Here is a 17,803-nt window from a genome sequence, read left to right on the forward strand (position 1 = left end):
AAAACTTACTTCTGGATTTTTTTTTGATCATATCTTAGTATCTTTAAAATAAATAATTGGGTTTGAAAAAGAATACGTATAAAGTTTTAGGAATCATGTCTGGCACTTCGCTGGATGGAATTGACGTAGCGGAGATTGATTTCCAAATTTCTGCAGAAGGAAGCTGGACTTTTGAAATAGGAAAAGCCAAAACTGTTCCCTATCCTTCAATTTGGGTGACAATTTTGAAGGAAGCCGTGAATTTTTCTGAAGGAAGACTAAGAACACTTAACAAAGACTATACCCGCTATTTGGCAGAAGTCATTTCAAAATTTAGTAGTACAAATTATATTGAAAATCTAGACGCAATTTGCAGTCATGGGCACACCATTTTACACCAGCCAGAAAAAGGAATCACCCTGCAAATTGGCAATCTGCCCGAAGTAGCCGAGCTTTTACAACAAACCGTAGTCTGTGATTTTAGGACGCAGGATGTTGCGTTGGGCGGACAAGGAGCGCCGTTGGTTCCCATGGGCGATCAATTGCTTTTTTCTGAATATGAGTACTGTTTAAATTTAGGCGGCTTTGCCAATTGTTCTTTTGAAGCAAACAGGGAACGAATAGCATACGATATCTGCCCTGTAAATATTGTGCTGAATGAATTAGCGCAACAACTAGGAAAACCCTACGATGATCGTGGAACTATTGCCAGAAATGGGACCATTGATAGTAATTTGTTGGACGTGCTGAATACACTTCAGTTTTATCAAATGGAACCCCCTAAATCGTTGGGATTGGAGTGGGTGAAAAAGTTTGTGTTTCCCGTTATTGAAAAATCCAAAATTTCTGTAGCGGATGCGATTGCAACATTTACAGAACACATTGCGATGCAGTTAGCAAAGCAGTTTAAAGAAGGGGCTTCAGTTTTAGTGACGGGTGGCGGAGCGTACAATGATTATTTATTGGAGCGTGTTCAATTCCATAACTATATTAAATTAAAAATTCCAGAAGCACCATTGATTGAGTATAAAGAAGCGCTAATTTTTGGGTTGTTGGGGGTGCTACGGTTACGGGAAGAAATAAATTGTCTGGCAACTGTTACAGGAGCCGAGCGAGACCATAGCAGCGGAATTATTTTTCACAAATAGCACACGGCTTCGTACCTTTGTGCTGCTATGAAAAAAGAATCCAAAAAACCAGATCAGGTTGTTTTTAACGAAGAAACTGGGAGGTATGATGCTGCACTCAAGCCGTATTCCACGAACCTGGGCGCACCTGCCATTAAGATGGACGATATGACTACGTGGAAAAATACCAATGTCCATAAAGTTAACCATCATTTTAAAACAAAGTTTGAAACCTTAAAAAAGGAATATCAAACCATGATGGATACGTTTGAATATAACAATTTAATCTATTCAGCAAAATTCAGTTTTGAGCCTGTTATTGGCGAATTGTATCATTTGTACAGAGCTAAAAATGGCGATCCGTTTTTATCCATTATTTCTCCCTCAGAATGTTCCTGGGATTTTATAGATAGTTTTACCTTAACTACCGATAAATTGTGGGAACGCGTTGCAGAAACACCAAAGTAAGATTAATCTTTAATTTCTTTTAAATGTGTATTAGATCCCGTCATTTGCCAATGGCCCAGTGAAATTGGAATATTGCCAATACTGTTGAGGGTGTCAAAAAATTCTTTCAGTTTAAAAGGTTCGTTTCTGCCTTCTTTCATTTTTGCATACTCTGCTAGGGCAGCTTCCAGTAAATATTTTCCTGTAATATAACTGGTGCCGTATCCTGGTTGGCGTAAATAAAGGTGTTGTTCAAAAATTAAGAGATCTTTTTCGGTTTTCATCCAGCCGCGTGGGGTGTATTCGCTATGGATGCCACCCGCTTCTTCCATCGTCATTTCATTGGCGTGCGCATACAAAGAACCTAGGCCTCTGGCAGCGCGTTGGGCAATCATTATGTATACTATTTCTTTGGTGCGTGGACTGTCATCGTATAAGCCTGCTTGCATAAAGATTTCTTCTACGGCTGTCGCGGTACCCTCGTTACGGGAATCGAAAATATTATAAAGTAAAGCACCTTTACGTATGTCACTGGAGTTGGGTTCATATTCCATTCGCGCCAATTCAAACCAATGATAAAAGTGAGAATACAATGGTCTGGGGTCGTAATGCTCGCCAATGGTGAAAAAATTTCGTTTTTCTTTGGGGATGTATTCACCCAAATGTGTTCGCAAAGCAGGTTCAAAATAAGGTTTTACAGTTAAGATCTCTTGCTTGTCTAAGAAGGTCATCAGACTTTTAGCAGCCTCTTCGGCCATTTTTGAATAGGCTTCTGGTGAGTCTGCAGCGTTTAATTGAGGAAGGTTTCTGTTGCGATGTTCTTCCAGTTTTAAAGAGGTCCAGGCTCTTGCGAGTTCGCGTTTCAAAATCATTTCTTCATCTTCCCACGTAAGTGGAACCAAATGTACATTTTGTAAATACCACGTATAATTCTCTTTCCCAATCCCCGAAGCTCCTGTTTTGGTTTTTGCTTCGGTTTTAAGCCAGGACACTAGATTATTTGTAGCGTCCAGCGCTTCATTTATAACCGCTAAAAGCTTTTTATCAGACGTCACTTCAGCGTTAGTAGCCAGATTTTGCAATAGGTCGCTTTGTGCTTCTATATCTCTAATGCCAGTAATAAAAAGATCCTTGGCGTTTCCTGTCAGGTTCTTTTTTGCTTGTTCGTTTAAAGGTGCGATTATTTTTAAATCGCCAATCAATCTGTTTTTTTCGGCTTCGGAAAGTGGGAAAGCGTAGGTCCATAATTCTAAAACAGCGTGATGTGTTGGGCCTTCGTGAGCGGGTACATCGCTTTTATAAGCCCAAACCGTTTTATAAAATGCGGGGTCTCGCTCCCAGGGTTTTAAAATTCGTTCATTAAAATCGTAGCCGTTCATTTCGGCCCAAACAACCATCCAGTCTACCTGGTTGGGAATAGTCCAGTTTGTGGTGTCAATTGCTTTTAAGCGATTTTGTAATTCCTTAAAGTAGGGTTGGCGTTTTTTGAAGGTTTCAACAGTATAATCTGGAGCGCCATGCAGTTTTGGGGGATTTTCAAAGGTTCGCCATTCTTTAAATAGCGAAACTAATTGCGAATAGTCTTTGGGTTGCAAAGCATTGCCTTGTCCAAAAGAAGGAAATACGAACCAGATTGATACTATAAGGAAGAGTAGTTTTTTCATCAGATTTTAATATATTATTTAAAATTACGAAAAAAATGACATGAAGATTTCCTTTCTCGTGGTTTTATATTTCATGCCAAAAGTTAAGGGAACTAAAATCTTAATTGTTCCATACATACACATTCTAAAATAAATTTAATTTAACAAAATGCCTATTTCAAAATAGTATATTTGCAAGTGTCTTTTTCAAAATAGTGAAAAGGCATCCTTATTTTACTTCAAATTCAACCAACCGAAGTTTCCTTACAAATGAAAGAATTACTCAAGAAATACGAAGAAAAAGAACCCGAAATTGTATTCCACTGGAACGATCCAGAAACCGAAGCCGAAGGCTGGACAGTCATTAACTCCCTTCGTGGAGGTGCTGCTGGTGGCGGAACACGTATGCGTCCAGGGCTCAATGAAAACGAAGTGCTTTCCTTGGCAAAAACCATGGAAGTGAAGTTTACCGTGTCCGGACCTGCTATTGGTGGTGCAAAATCTGGGATTAATTTTGATCCTAGTGATCCTCGTAAAAAAGGAGTGCTGGAACGTTGGTACAAAGCTGTTTCGCCTTTGCTGAAATCGTATTACGGAACAGGTGGTGATTTAAACGTAGACGAAATTCATGAGGTAATCCCAATTACAGAACAAAGCGGAGTTTGGCATCCACAAGAAGGCGTTTTTAACGGCCATTTCACCCCAACCGAAGCTGATAAAATTAATCGTATCGGGCAGTTGCGCCAGGGTGTTATAAAAGTGTTGGAAAACACAAGTTATTCCCCGGATGTTTCAAGAAAATATACGGTGGCAGATATGATTACGGGCTACGGAGTTGCAGAAGCTGTGCGTCATTATTACGATATTTATGGAGGTTCGGTTAAAGGAAAACGAGCCATTGTACAAGGTTTTGGAAATGTGGGCGCTGCTGCAGCGTATTATCTTGCCGAAATGGGAGCGAAGATTGTTGGAATTATAGATCGCGTAGGTGGTATTATAAATAAAGACGGTTTCAGTAAAGAAGAAATTACACAGTTGTTCCTTCAGAAAGATGGAAACACCTTAGTGGCAGATAGTATGTTGTCATTTGAGGAAATTAATAAACAAGTCTGGACACTGGAATGTGAAGTGTTTGCACCCTGTGCGGCGTCCCGATTAATTACGAAAGAACAAATAGCTTCTATGATCGATACGGGTCTGGAAGTAATAAGCTGTGGTGCCAATGTGCCGTTTGCCGATAAAGAAATATTCTTCGGTCCTATTATGGAATATACCGACGAGCGCGTAAGTTTAATCCCGGATTTTATTTCTAACTGTGGTATGGCGCGTGTGTTTGCCTACTTTATGGAACGTAAAGTGCAAATGACGGACGAAGCAATTTTTAACGATACGTCTATCACTATTAGAAACGCCATTCAAAATACGTTTGACAACAATAGTACTAAAACAAATATTAGCAAAACTGCTTTTGAAATAGCACTGAAACAGCTACTTTAGTGAGGTTTTTAAACAGAATTACTTGAAGAGACGAAATTTTAATTTCATAACGGTAAGAAATAATAAATAGATAATAAGAGCCAAAAGGCATTAATAAACAATAATCAACCTCATTTTATGGAGTCTATCATCATCCTCATTTTTGTAATCGGTTATCTTTCCATTACACTCGAACATCCCCTTAAATTAGACAAGACAGTCCCAGCACTTATTATGGCTGCTCTTATCTGGGCAGTATTGGCTATAGGTTTTCATGCCGGCTGGTTTGATGTTATTGATACGCACGAAAAAGCATTTAATTTCTTGGGAGGTGGCGAAGTAGCCGAAGAAGGTTTTGAAAACACCCTGCTCCATCATCTTGGTAAAACATCGGAAATCCTCATATTCCTAATCGGAGCGATGACCATTGTGGAAATTATTGACTTACACCGTGGTTTTGAAGTACTTAAAAGTGCCGTAAAGACTAAGAGTAAAAGAAAATTACTGTGGATTATTGGAATCTTAGCATTTATACTATCTGCTATCATTGATAACTTAACAGCAACTATCGTTTTAATAACGTTATTACGTAAGCTAATTCCTAATAGAGAAACCCGATTGTGGTATGCTGCTATGGTGGTAATTGCTGCCAACGCTGGTGGTGCGTGGTCGCCTATTGGTGATGTAACCACTACGATGCTTTGGATTGCTAAGAAAGTAACTGCGGGTGGATTGATGGAATATGTAATCATCCCATCGGTAGTTTGTTTTGCCCTGCCATTCTTAATAGCAAGTTATATGAAGCCGTTCCGAGGGTATATAGAAACCGAAGAACTGGAAGAAGATGCTGTTTCAGAACGGTTGCTTAGTAGTAAAACTATGTTGTTTTTAGGGTTGGGAATGATCGTTTCTGTGCCAATTTTTAAGACCATAACACACCTTCCTCCCTATATAGGAATGATGTTTGCCTTAGGTATTGTTTGGTTGGTTTCAGAATATATTCATCCAGAAGAAGATTTTAGCAAGGAAAGAAAACACCTATACTCTGCACACAAAGCATTGTCTAGAATTGAAATCTCAAGCATCCTTTTCTTCCTCGGAATCTTAATGGCCGTAGCAGGATTGGAAAGTCTGGTCTATGGTGTTTCCGCAGAAGGAGATCCAGTAGGTACCCTACGTTATTTAGCCGAAGTATTGCAAGCTGCCATCCCTAATCAGGATGTTGTGGTAATATTACTTGGGATATTCTCTGCTATTATTGATAATGTTCCATTAGTAGCTGCCTCAATAGGAATGTACGATAGCCCAACAGATTCTGTGTTGTGGCACTTTATTGCCTATTCTGCAGGAACAGGTGGAAGTATGCTTATTATTGGTTCTGCCGCTGGTGTAGCCGCTATGGGAATGGAAAAAATAGATTTTATCTGGTACCTAAAGAAAATAGCATGGCTAGCCTTTGTAGGTTTTATAGCTGGCGCTGGTGTTTTCTTACTCATTGAAAGAGTGATCTTTGCACATTAAAATTATAAAATAACTATTCTTACTAGGGTTTTGCCCTAGTGAGAATAGTTATATACTTCTAAATTGTTGTTAAACTCCTATGGGTTTAGACAATTTCAGCCATCATATCTCGTTACCTATAAAACTTAACTTTTGCCTATGCTCTCACTTTTTTTACAAGACGGTGCACAAGACGCTGTAGACCTGGAACCCGTTGTTGAAGAGAAAACACTTTCTGTTTTAGAATTAGTCATGGATGGAGGCCTTGGAGGTCAGATCATTATTGGAATTCTTTTTATTCTACTGTTTGTTGCAGTTTACATTTATTTTGAACGTTTATTCGCCATTAAAGCAGCAACTGCTGTAGATGGTAATTTTATGCATCAAATTAAAGACAATGTAGCCAGTGGAAATATACAAGCCGCAAAAGTACTTTGCGCACAACAAAACACACCCGTTTCAAGACTCACCGAAAAAGGAATCAGCCGGATTGGTAGTCCCTTAGAAGACATCAACACCGCTATTGAAAATGCAGGACGTCTGGAAGTATACAAACTCGAAAAAAACGTGAGCATCTTGGCAACCATTGCGGGTGCAGCACCTATGATTGGTTTCTTAGGAACCGTGATCGGGATGGTTTTAGCGTTTCACCAATTGGCAACCAGTAGTGGTCAAGCCGAAATGGGCGCTCTGGCAGAAGGTATTTACACAGCGATGACAACCACGGTAGCAGGACTTATTGTAGGTATTATAGCCTATATGGGGTACAATCACCTGGTAGTGCGTACCGATAAAGTAGTACACCAGATGGAAGCGACAGCCGTAGATTTTCTAGACCTACTAAACGAGCCAGCATAATATGAACTTACGCGGAAGAAATAAAGTAAGCCCGGAATTCAGTATGAGTTCTATGACCGATATTGTATTCCTGCTGTTGGTGTTTTTCTTGTTAACCTCGCCAGCCATCACACCAGATGCCCTGGATTTAATCCTCCCAAAAGCGAAAGGTAAATCTACGAACCAACAAAAAGCATCGGTAAGCATTACTAAAGATGGCGCCTATTATGTAAATAAAGAACGTGTAAGCGAATACGAAATAGAAAAACAATTGCAAAGTATTTTTGCAGGGGAAAAAGAACCCACCCTTATTCTAAGAGCAGAAGAAGGCGTGCCTATTGAAGATGCCGTATTTGTAATGGACATAGCCAATAAAAACAGCTTTAAAGTCGTTTTAGCAGTACGTCCTAATTAGTATGCAGTATTCAATTGCAGTGCGCAGTTTAGGCTGGCCTAACTCAAAGACTAATTTATTTAAATTTTAAATACTTTCTCCCCTTAAGGGGAGATCCGCCGCGGCGGAGAGGGGACAATAATAGAAAATAATAAAATGAGTATCCTAGACACAAAACATAAAAAAAAGAGCATGACCATCACGGTAATTTTACACGTGCTGTTGCTTATTTTGTTGTTTTTTGTAGGGTTAACGTATTTAGACCCGCCACCAGAGGAAGGAATTGCAGTAAATTTTGGAACTACAGACACGGGGAGCGGCAACATTCAACCTACAGCGCCTATCAAGTCGGCACCACAGGAAACCACACCACCACCCACTTCACAACCCAAAACTGACATTAAGGAAGAAGTTGTCACGCAAGACAATGAAGACGCTCCGGTAATCAAAAAAGAAAAGAAAATAGAACCTAAAAAGGAAACTCCAAAAAAAGAGGAACCTAAAAAAGAAACGCCAAAACCCGTAGAGAAAACGCCCGATAAAACAACCAAAAATGCCTTGGAAAGCCTCATTAACGGCCCCAAGAGTGACGGTACAGCCAAAGGTAGCGAAGGGGATGATAAAACAGGTGGTGGCGATAAAGGTGATCCTAACGGTGATCCAAATGCAAAAAGCTATTATGGTACCGGAAAAGGACTTGATGGTGATGGAAATTACCTTTTAGGGGGAAGAAAACCCCTTAACAAACCTAGAAATCCGCAGGAATGTAACGAAGCTGGCAAAGTTGTAGTAAGTATTGAAGTGGATAGAAATGGTAACGTAATAACCGCAAAAGGAGGTGCTCGTGGTACTACAAATAATACCAGATGTTTAATTCAAAAAGCTGAAGAAAATGCGCGTGCCACCAAATTCAATTCCGACGGAAAGGCACCTGCAAAACAAATCGGTAAGATTATCTACAACTTCACATTGTCACAATAATTCAGTTGAGTTTTAAGTATCTTTATAGTCTAATTTGCTTAGCTATGAAACCTTTCGCTTATCTGTTCCTCGGAATAGCAACACTCTTTATTGCTTGTAATTCTACTACCGAAGAATCCTCCAAAAAAACAACTGCCCCAACTTCAGAAAAAGTCCCAGCAGATTTTATGTTTCTGCAGCGCGCCTATCCTAAAGGTGAAATTAAACCGGAAGCCTATCGCGAAGCTATTCAGTGGAAAAAAGAACAACTAGCCACACAACGCAATCAATTAAATGTTTGGGAATTTGCAGGCCCCTTAAATGTCGGCGGGCGAATTACAGATATTGAAATTCCTGTGGACGATGCGAATACCTATTATGTAGGAGCAGCTTCAGGTGGTATTTTTAAAACAACGAACGGTGGTGCAAACTGGCAACCTATTTTTGATGACATGGATATGCTCTCCATTGGCGATATGGAAATTTCAAAAACTAATACCGATGTGATTTGGGTTGGGACAGGAGAGCCCAATGCTGGAGGTGGTTCTTTGGTATACGATGGCGATGGTATTTACAAGTCTGAAGACGCTGGAGCTACCTGGCAAGCTAAAGGTCTTCCAAATATTGGAAGCGTAGGAAAAGTTGTCATAGATCCAAATAACGAAGATAATATTCTTGTAGCCGCCATGGGGCCTCTTTTCAGAAATGATACTAACCGTGGCGTCTACAGAACCCAAGACGGAGGCGATACCTGGGATCAGGTATTGTTTGTAAGTGATATCACTGGAGCTATAGATATGGCCATACATCCAGTCAATGGCGATATCATCTACGCTGCTATGTGGGAACGCATTCGTAGACCAGAAGCCACAGTTTTTGGAGGAGCAACTTCGGGATTGTACCGCTCCACAAATGGTGGGGATTCCTGGACAGAAATGACTGTAGGATTACCTTCAGCAGCCAGCGAAAAAGGACGGATTAGTATCGATATTTCTCAGTCTAATCCCAATGTACTTTACGCACGGTACGCAAATGCAGCAGGAAGTATTCAAGGAGTATATCGCTCCCAAAATGGGGGTGATTCATGGCAGGAGCAAAACGCTGCGCAGCTTACCAATGTAGGGTTTCATTGGTGGTTTAGAGGAATATTTGTAGATCCTACGGACGAAAACACTATTTATAATGTAGACTTTGAGGTACAAAAATCAATCGATGGCGGTGCTAATTGGTCAACCTCATTTCCAAATGTACATGTAGATCAGCATGCGATGGCTTTTAATGCTTCCACAGCTGGTGAAGTCCTGCTGGGTAATGATGGCGGATTGTATTACAGTAGCAATGACGGGGCTTCTTCAGTCAAGGGTATCACTTTGCCAATTACTCAATTATACAGAATATACGTAGATCCCCAAGACGAAAACAAAGTATATGCTGGTGCGCAAGATAATAGTACCATGCGAACCACGACGGGCGGAGTAAGCAATTGGAATGTAATTAATGGAGGAGACGGTTTCCAACCGTTGGTCGATGCTACGGATACCAACGTAATTTATGCTTTATCACAACGGGGTAGTTTTGTGAAATCTACCAATAATGCAGCTTCATTTTCTGGAGCAACTAATGGCATTGCAGGAGGTGATCGTAAAAATTGGGATACGCCAGTGACCTTCGATCCAAACAATTCACAAATCTTGTATTACGGTGCCAACAGATTGTATAAAACTATCGATGCCGCAGGAAGCTGGACCGCTATTAGTCCCGATTTAACCAACGGTTCTGGAGGTGGAAATAATACCTACGGAACCATAACCACCATAGACGTATCTCCGTTGGACAGCAATCTAATTTATGTAGGTACAGACGATGGAAATGTATGGATGACCCAAAACGGCGGAATGGATTGGATTAATATTTCAGTAGGGATTCCTAACCGTTGGGTGACCAAAGTTTTGGCAGATCGCAACCATGTAAATAGGGTTTATGTAACCTTGTCTGGCTACCGGTATGGAGAAGATAATGGAAATATTTATGCCAGCAATACGCAAGGACAATCGTGGGGTGCTATTGGAGCTGCTTTGCCGGATATTCCAGTAAATGATATTGTAAAGGATGCCGCTGGAAAATTTTATGTCGCCACAGATGTAGGTATTTTTGGAGCAGGAACAGGTGATTATAATTGGGAAATTATAGATGGTAATTTGCCTTCAGTACTAGTTACAGATTTGCATATTCACGAGTCAAGCAATGTGTTGTATGCAGCAACCTACGGACGCTCTATTTATAAATTAGACCTTTCTACAGTAATTTTAGGTACTGCTGAAATTTCTAAAATCACCACTAGTGCCGTAGCTCCAAACCCTGCAACAGATGTTACGACAGTTACACTTGCTGAAACTGCTGCAAATGCTTCGGTTGAAGTATATGATGCTTTGGGAAGAATAGTGAGGCAGTTCAAATTTAATGATGAACGCAACTTGAAAATTTCAGTAGCAAACTTAAAAGCGGGTACGTATTTCTTAAAGATTACAACCGAGAGTACTAGCCAAACCAAAAAGTTGATCTTAAAATAACACACTATCAAGTATTCTGAAACAGTAACCTGGCTCTTTGCACAACTTCCCATGTATCAACGTGTGGGTCAAGCTGCTTATAAAGCAAACTTAGATAATACCCATAGGCTTGCAGCGTATCTAAAGCATCCTGAAGATGGTTTTAAAAGCGTTCACGTGGCTGGAACTAATGGGAAGGGTTCTACCAGCCATATGTTAGCATCGGTGTTGCAGGAAGCGGGATATACCGTAGGCTTGTACACGTCGCCACATCTAAAAGATTTTAGAGAGCGAATTAAAATAAACGGGGAGATGATCCCGAAACGCACGGTATCAACCTTTATCGCAACCCATACATCGTTTTTTGAATCCCATCAATTATCATTTTTTGAAATGACAGTTGGTCTAGCTTTTGATTATTTCCGAAATAAAAAAGTAGACATTGCCATTATCGAAGTTGGGCTGGGAGGCAGGCTGGATAGCACAAATATTATCACGCCGGAAGTTTCAGTCATTACCAATATTGGGTTAGATCACACACAGTTCTTAGGAACTACCTTGGCTGAAATCGCTTCCGAAAAGGCTGGGATCATAAAACCTGAAATTCCAGTAGTGATAGGAGAATACCACAAAGAGACACTTGCAATTTTTGAAGAAATTGCATTAAAAAATAATTCAAAACTTTACAAGGCATTTCAATCTACGGAAACTTTATTGCCTTCAGATTTGAAGGGAGATTATCAAAAAAGTAATATAAGAACTGTACAAGCTGTAGTAAAGATTTTACAGCAAAAAAAATACAATATTGGGATTCAACATCTAGGGAAAGGACTACAAAATGTAGTTGACAATACAGGCTTGCAAGGGAGATGGCAAACACTGCAGGAAAACCCTAAAATAATCTGCGACACCGCGCACAACAAGGAGGGATTGACGTATGTGTTAAAACAATTACAAAGCGAAAAATTTGAAAAACTACATATAGTTTTAGGCTTTGTAAGTGATAAAGCGGTCGAAACGGTCTTGCCACTGTTTCCAAAATCGGCTACCTATTATTTCTGCAAGCCAGACATAGCAAGAGGAATGGAAGTTGCGAAACTAATGCAACAAGCAGAAAATTTCGGATTAAAAGGAAACCTTTTCCCAAGTGTGCAGAGCGCTCTAAAAGCTGCTAAAAAAAGCGCGCATCCAACCGATTTAATCTTTGTAGGAGGAAGTACGTTTGTTGTGGCAGAGGTGGTTTAGTTTTTCTTACCGTTAAAATTTTTGGTCTTCTTTTTGTCGGGATTGGTAAATAAACGCTTTAAAAATCCATCTCTTTTTGTGGGTGGGCAGTCTAAGGAAGCAAGAACTTCTTTGCTTGGTATTGGGAATCTTGCTTTGGTGATAGTATCAAAGCGTTTATCGCTATTCATTTTTTGAAGTAATTTCGCCGTAATGGGTAATGCTGCGTTCGCTCCTTGCCCTACGCGTGTACTTTTAAAACCAATACGGTGATCGTCGTGCCCTACCCAAGTTACTGTGACTAAAGTAGGGGTTACACCTACAAACCAGGCGTCTTTATTGGACTGTGTAGTTCCTGTTTTTCCTGCCAACTGGTTTTTAAGTAAATAATTAGCGCGTAGACGTTTTGCAGTACCATTATTCACAACATTTTGCATCATGACAAGCATTTGTTGTCGGGTAGTTTTAGAAAAGGCTTCTTTTGATGGCGTTGGTGGGTCGAATTTTTCGAGGACTTTACCTTGTGCATTTTCAATTTTCACCAAGTAGTAGGGTATAGATGCTTTACTCTCGTTTATAAAAGCGGTGTAAGCACCTGCCATTTCCAAAACGCTCAATTCTGCTGTACCTAGTGCCAAGGATGGAACTTCAGGCAGTTTGGAGGTAATGTTTAGTTTTTTTGAAAGGGCAATTACCTTTGGAATTCCTGTTGTTTCAATAATTTTTACCGAAACGGTATTAATAGATTGCGTGAGCGCTTCCTTGATACTATAGTTTATATATTTTTCATCTTTATTACCAGAATTTGATGGCGTCCAATTGTCTAGATTTTCATAGGCTACCTCTCGTGCCGAAATATAATCACAAGGTTGCATACCGCTTTCCAAAGCTGCTGCGTATAAGATAGGTTTAAAAGTGGATCCAACCTGTCTTCTACTCTGTATGTGGTCGTATTTAAAATTTTCAAAATCTACACCACCCACCCACGTTTTAATGGCGCCGTCTGCAGCAACAGCCAAGGTGCCCGTGTTCAGAGATTTTAAATAAAATTCCAAACTGTCCATAGTGCTGAAACGTACTTTTCGCTGTTTGCCGAAACTTGATACATTCATTTTTCGTTTTATGCGCAGAGAATCCAGAATAACCGCTTCTGTATATCCTTTTTCTTTCAGTTTTATATAGGCGTTTGTAGTTTTTAATTTGTTTTTAAAGAGATCGGTTTTTTGTCCCCACGGTTTTTTACTTCCGTATTCCCCTTCAAATTGTCCCTGGAGTTTTTGCAAATGCTCCCGGGTAGCAGCTTCGGCGTATTCCTGCATTTTTTTATCTAGGGTCGTATAAATTTTTAGACCGCTGGTATATAAATTGGGTTGTTTTAAAAGGTTCGTATTCTCTTTACACCAGATAAGCATACGTTGTCTTAATTTTTCCCGAAAGTAGGGAGCCAGGCCATTTTGCTCGTCGAACCTGGCAAAATCTGTTACCAAGGAATCTTGCTGAAATTTTATCAAAGCAGCTTCCGTTAGATAATTGTACTTGTACATTTGCTGTAGCACTACATTACGGCGTTTTGTGCTACGTTCGGGATATCTGTAAGGGTTGTAATAGGTGGTAGCCTTTAAGGTGCCTATAAGGGTAGCTCCTTCTGAGGTGGTTAATTTTTGAGCAGGCTTATTAAAAATTTTTCTTGATGCACTTTCAATGCCATTGGTATTTCCGCTAAAAGGGGCAGAGTTAAGGTAGAGTTCTAGAATTCTGTCTTTTTCATAAATCGATTCTATTCTTTTGGCAATAAATATTTCCTTGCATTTGGCCACGGGCAAGGTGAAAATGCTTAATTCTTTCCGTTTAAAAAGATTTTTAGCCAATTGTTGCGTAAGCGTGCTGCCACCGCCAGCCGATTTATCCTGTAACAAAATAGATTTTATTACCACTCGAAACAAACTACTTGTATCAATGCCATTGTGTTCGTAGAACCGTGCATCTTCGGTAGCGATAACGGCGTCTAGTACATGTTGTGGAATACTGTCCAGCGGAATGGGCTGCCTATTTTCGATATAAAATTTACCAATGAGCTCATTATTGATATCATAAATGTCGGAAGCCCGGTATTGCGAAAGTTCTTTTAATTCTTTGTTTGAAGGCAACGCGCCCCAGAGGCCAAAGTAAACAGTGCCCATAAAGAAGCAAGCCAAACCAAAAGCAATGCCAAGGGCAATGGCTATTTTTTTTAAAATTTGTTTGAATTTTTTGTTAACTTTCATATAAAGGTTTACACTATGCAATGTAACATATTGGAGCGGGTAGCAGGACCCTTTTTAACCAAATTTCAAAAGTTCAAAATAAAAAAAGGTCTTCATTTCTGAAGACCTTTTGTGGGCGCAGAGGGATTCGAACCCCCGACCCCTTGGGTGTAAACCAAGTGCTCTGAACCAACTGAGCTATGCGCCCGATTTTTTTAAAGGGATTCGGTAATCCCGACTCTCCCGACACTAAATCGGGATGCGCTAAAACAACTGAGATATTCGCCATTGCTTTGTTAGCGGTTGCAAATATAAGTTAGTTTTTACTTTCAGCAAATTAAAATGAAAAAAAATATGAGATAAATTTATAAAAATTTCAGTGTCCGCTCCAAAGCCATTCCTCTTGAGCCTTTTATAAGGATTGTACTTTTGGAAACAGGAGTGTGATTCAATTCTTTTTCCAGAGAATCAAAGGCGCTGTATTTTGAAATATGCGAGGCCTCCGTTTTTGTTTTACTGAAATTTTCACCCACCAGATAAACGCTTCCGAAGTTATTTTCAGAGAGAAAATCTACTATAGCTTGGTGTTCTCTTTCAGCTGAACTCCCTAATTCAAACATATCGCCTAGAATCATTACTTTATGCTCCCCTGCTGCTTGCTGGAAGTTTTCAAGCGCAGCGAGCATACTGGTTGGATTAGCATTGTACGCATCCAGTAAAATGGTATGCCCGTTTTGCTGTATAATTTGAGAACGATTATTTGTGGGTACATAGCTTTCAATAGCTTTCTTTATATTTTCTGCAGAAACTTTAAAATATTGCCCAATCGCAATAGCAGCGGCAATGTTCGTGTAATTATATAATCCAACTAGATTGCTGGTAATCTCTTCATTCTTATACGCTACTTTTAATTGCGCTGAGGAATCCAAAAGCGTCACATTGCAATCTTCGTTCGTCTTTCCAAAGGTGTATTTCTTAAGTGGTTTAGAAATTTCAACTTGTTTAGGATCTTCTGTATTTACAAAGGCTAGTTTATTATTTTTTTGAAGGCTTTCGTAGAGTTCTGTTTTGCCTTTTATAACCCCTTCTAGGCTTCCAAAACCTTCCAGGTGAGCCTTCCCAAAGTTAGTGATATACCCATAGTCGGGTTGCGCAATGGTGCATAGTTGTTCTATTTCTTTTAAATGGTTGGCGCCCATTTCTACAATGCCCATCTCAGTTTCAGCAGTCATGGAGAGTAGGGTAAGTGGTACGCCAATATGATTATTAAGGTTTCCTACGGTTGCTGTTGTTGTGTACGTGGTTTCTAGCACCGCATTAATCAACTCCTTCGTTGTTGTTTTTCCGTTGCTGCCAGTAAGAGCAAGGATAGTTGTGTTGAGGTAGTTGCGATGATAGTTGGCTAATTCTTGTAATTTTTCCAGAACATTTTTGCATAAAATGGTCTCTCCTGTATTTTTATGAAATTGTAATTTATCTATAATTACTTTTGAAGCTCCTTTTTGTAGTGCTTCTTCTGTAAAGATGTTTCCGTCAAAATTATCACCTGTAAGGGCAAAAAAAAGACAGTTCTTGGTGATTTTTCTAGTGTCGGTACAAACAGTCTTGCTTTTTAGAAAAAGTTGGTGGAGTGCTTCTATTTTCAATGCTATTTATTTTTGAGATATAAAGGTATAAAAAAACCCTCCGTTGCAAATAACAAAGGAGGGTTTGTATAAATTTTAATGAATTTTTAGTCTCTTGGTGTCTTTCCTTTTTTAGATTTTGAACCTACACGAGACATAGCACATCTAAAGCCAATATAGTCTGTAGCCATATCTTGAGGGAAGAAACGACGTTGTGCTGGATCTAACCAGTAATCACGATCTCTCCAGGAACCTCCTTTGTACACACGTACTTCGTTGTCTATTAATGTCGTTCTGGTCGCATTTTTATCATATTGACGGTCCATTGATCCGGTACTGTCTGCGGACACTTGGTGCTTAGGAGAATTGTACATGCGCTCTCCATCCTTCTCACCTTCTCCTTCGCTATCGAAATCGCTGAAAGAAGAGAAGTAACGCGTTGAGCGCTTGTCTCCATCACGGAAGTCACGGTTATCGCTCTCTGAGAATTGTGTTCTCAAATACGTTTCATTTTCATCTACAGGTACTTGTGCAATTTCCCCAGGGAAATTCCTTGCAATTACTTTACCATTACTCAAGGTGTCATAAACGATAGAGTCTGCAGTAACGATTTTAACTTTACCATCTTCGCCAATAGCATTTTTGGTATATACGTTACCACGATAGTAGTTAAAGTCGTTAAACTCGTCATCAACTATTGGACGGTACACATCGGCAACCCATTCGGCTACGTTTCCTGCCATATCGTATAATCCATAATCGTTAGGTTCGTATGATTTTACTTCAGCAGTAATATCGGCTCCATCATCACTCCATCCGGCAATACCACCATAATCACCATCACCTTGTTTGAAGTTGGCTAATTGATCACCACGACTTCTTCTTTTTCCAGAACGGGTGTATTGTCCGTCCCAAGGGTATTTTTTTCTACCTCTGTATACGTTGTAATTTCTCAAACTACTCATACCAAGTGCGGCAAATTCCCACTCTGCTTCCGTTGGAAGTCTGTAGGCAGGTAATAATAGTCCATCTTTACGTTGAACATATAAATTTGTACTGTCTTTGCTTCTCTTTGCCAAACTTTCTGAACGCTTTCCACCTTTGGTAATGGAATCGTTACCGCCATAGGTTTTAGAAGGAGCATTTAAATAGGTGTCTGTACTAAAAGTTTCACCAGTTTTAACATCATAACGACCATTACGAGCCGTAAATCCTTCTTCTTCCAAGATAAGTTCGTTTACACGGTCTGTACGCCAGTTTCCAAACTCTACAGCTTGTAACCAGCTTACTCCTACTACAGGGTAATCTGCATATGCAGGGTGACGCAAGTAATTATTTGTCATTACTTCGTTAAACCCTAAGCGGTTTCGCCATACCAAAGTATCCGGAACAGCACCGTCATAAATACGGCGATAATTTTCTTCCTCTGGAGGGAAAACACGCTTTAACCAATCCAAGTATTCAAGATACATTAGGTTGGTAACTTCAGTCTCGTCCATATAGAAAGACTGGACGTGTTGTTGGTTTGGACTATTGTTCCAATCGTGCATTGGATCATCTTGTACTCGGCCCATAGTAAACGTTCCGCCTTCAACAAAAATAAGTCCGGGACCTGTTTCTTGCTCTTTAGCTTTGGGGTTGTACTGAAAGCCACCTTCTTTGGAATTCATTTTCCAACCGGTAGCTCTTGAGCTGTTTTTATAGTCGCGAGTCTTGTTACAGCTTGTAATAAATGCTGCTACAGCAACTAAAAGTAATGCCTTTAAGGCTAAGTTTTTTATCATGTTCATAGGTTCAGT

13 protein-coding genes and 1 tRNA gene are annotated in these 17,803 nt (G+C 39.9%); 9 read left to right on the forward strand and 5 right to left on the reverse strand.

What is annotated here, in order from left to right:
* Positions 1–62 precede the first annotated feature (62 nt).
* Complete coding sequence (locus ACQ2HF_RS06960; protein WP_432412804.1) at positions 63–1,127, forward strand: anhydro-N-acetylmuramic acid kinase; 1,065 nt, start codon at positions 63–65, stop codon at positions 1,125–1,127.
* A gap of 27 nt (positions 1,128–1,154) precedes the next feature.
* Entirely contained in the window at positions 1,155–1,574 is a 420-nt protein-coding gene (locus ACQ2HF_RS06965; RefSeq protein WP_432412805.1) for a DUF2452 domain-containing protein, read from the forward strand.
* A gap of 2 nt (positions 1,575–1,576) precedes the next feature.
* On the opposite strand, the gene ACQ2HF_RS06970 is transcribed toward ACQ2HF_RS06965, so the two are convergent.
* A complete protein-coding gene (locus ACQ2HF_RS06970) occupies positions 1,577–3,217 on the reverse strand; it encodes a hypothetical protein (protein ID WP_432412806.1) in 1,641 nt (546 codons plus the stop codon).
* A 249-nt stretch (positions 3,218–3,466) separates the two neighbouring features.
* On the opposite strand from ACQ2HF_RS06970, the gene ACQ2HF_RS06975 reads away from it, so the two are divergent.
* From ACQ2HF_RS06975 to ACQ2HF_RS07005, 7 genes are all read left to right on the forward strand, one after another.
* Positions 3,467–4,693: a Glu/Leu/Phe/Val dehydrogenase dimerization domain-containing protein gene (locus ACQ2HF_RS06975; RefSeq protein ID WP_432412807.1), complete on the forward strand. Its 1,227-nt coding sequence runs from the start codon at positions 3,467–3,469 to the stop codon at positions 4,691–4,693.
* 117 nt (positions 4,694–4,810) lie between these two features.
* The gene (gene nhaD, locus ACQ2HF_RS06980; RefSeq protein WP_432412808.1) at positions 4,811–6,193 is read left to right on the forward strand and encodes a sodium:proton antiporter NhaD; all 1,383 of its coding nucleotides are present in this window, start codon (positions 4,811–4,813) and stop codon (positions 6,191–6,193) included.
* A gap of 138 nt (positions 6,194–6,331) precedes the next feature.
* The gene (locus tag ACQ2HF_RS06985) at positions 6,332–7,030 is read left to right on the forward strand and encodes a MotA/TolQ/ExbB proton channel family protein (RefSeq protein ID WP_432412809.1); all 699 of its coding nucleotides are present in this window, start codon (positions 6,332–6,334) and stop codon (positions 7,028–7,030) included.
* A gap of 1 nt (position 7,031) precedes the next feature.
* Positions 7,032–7,424, forward strand: coding sequence for an ExbD/TolR family protein (locus ACQ2HF_RS06990; protein ID WP_432412810.1), 393 nt, complete (start codon positions 7,032–7,034; stop codon positions 7,422–7,424).
* A gap of 135 nt (positions 7,425–7,559) precedes the next feature.
* Positions 7,560–8,384: an energy transducer TonB gene (locus tag ACQ2HF_RS06995; protein WP_432412811.1), complete on the forward strand. Its 825-nt coding sequence runs from the start codon at positions 7,560–7,562 to the stop codon at positions 8,382–8,384.
* Between the two features lie 44 nt (positions 8,385–8,428).
* Positions 8,429–10,933, forward strand: coding sequence for a VPS10 domain-containing protein (locus ACQ2HF_RS07000; protein ID WP_432412812.1), 2,505 nt, complete (start codon positions 8,429–8,431; stop codon positions 10,931–10,933).
* A 6-nt stretch (positions 10,934–10,939) separates the two neighbouring features.
* Positions 10,940–12,157 (forward strand): bifunctional folylpolyglutamate synthase/dihydrofolate synthase, encoded by a 1,218-nt coding sequence (locus ACQ2HF_RS07005; protein WP_432413064.1) that lies wholly within the window; start codon positions 10,940–10,942, stop codon positions 12,155–12,157.
* Here ACQ2HF_RS07005 and ACQ2HF_RS07010 read toward each other — a convergent pair.
* From ACQ2HF_RS07010 to gldJ, 4 genes are all read right to left on the reverse strand, one after another.
* Positions 12,154–14,400 carry a transglycosylase domain-containing protein gene (locus ACQ2HF_RS07010; RefSeq protein ID WP_432412813.1) on the reverse strand — a complete coding sequence of 749 codons (2,247 nt, stop codon included), beginning with the start codon at positions 14,398–14,400 and terminating at the stop codon, positions 12,154–12,156. The two genes, ACQ2HF_RS07005 and ACQ2HF_RS07010, sit on opposite strands and share 4 nt — an antisense overlap.
* Before the next feature lie 112 nt (positions 14,401–14,512).
* A tRNA-Val gene (locus ACQ2HF_RS07015) sits at positions 14,513–14,587 on the reverse strand.
* 157 nt (positions 14,588–14,744) lie between these two features.
* Positions 14,745–16,025, reverse strand: a complete 1,281-nt coding sequence (locus tag ACQ2HF_RS07020) for a UDP-N-acetylmuramoyl-tripeptide--D-alanyl-D-alanine ligase (RefSeq protein ID WP_432412814.1) — start codon at positions 16,023–16,025, stop codon at positions 14,745–14,747.
* A gap of 86 nt (positions 16,026–16,111) precedes the next feature.
* Entirely contained in the window at positions 16,112–17,788 is a 1,677-nt protein-coding gene (gldJ, locus tag ACQ2HF_RS07025) for a gliding motility lipoprotein GldJ (protein ID WP_432412815.1), read from the reverse strand.
* Between the last annotated feature and the right edge of the window lie 15 nt (positions 17,789–17,803).

The sequence above is a fragment of the Rasiella sp. SM2506 genome (genome assembly GCF_050859505.1).
Classification (GTDB): domain Bacteria; phylum Bacteroidota; class Bacteroidia; order Flavobacteriales; family Flavobacteriaceae; genus Marinirhabdus.